The sequence below is a fragment of the Tritonibacter sp. SIMBA_163 genome (genome assembly GCF_046535935.1).
In the GTDB taxonomy this organism is placed as follows: Bacteria; Pseudomonadota; Alphaproteobacteria; order Rhodobacterales; family Rhodobacteraceae; genus Epibacterium; species Epibacterium scottomollicae.
Window position 1 is genome coordinate 1 of sequence record NZ_JAWJBP010000990.1, and the last position, 249, is coordinate 249.

Sequence of the window (249 nt, forward strand, 5' to 3'; positions counted from 1 at the left end):
CTGACGGGCGATTACGATCATCTGGCGCGGGTGCTGGAATGGTCCGCCGGTGGCGATGCTGGCGGGGAGGGCGAGGCGTGAAGAAGAAGCTCCATATTCCGCCGGAAACATTGTTTGCGCAGGGCAGGGCCGCCGATCCGGCGGCTTCCGTCTGGGTGTCCGCAAATGCAGGTTCCGGCAAGACGCATGTTCTGACGGAACGGGTTATCCGCCTGCTGCTGGAAGGCACCGACCCTTCGAAGATTCTCT

Annotated in this window: 1 protein-coding gene; it reads left to right on the forward strand. The window is 62.7% G+C overall.

Going from position 1 to position 249, the window contains the following annotated elements; all coding sequences use genetic code 11:
• Nucleotides 1-38 precede the first annotated feature (38 nt).
• A partial coding sequence (locus R0J92_RS25305; RefSeq protein ID WP_411053716.1) for a UvrD-helicase domain-containing protein occupies nucleotides 39-249 on the forward strand: 211 nt, incomplete at its 3' end.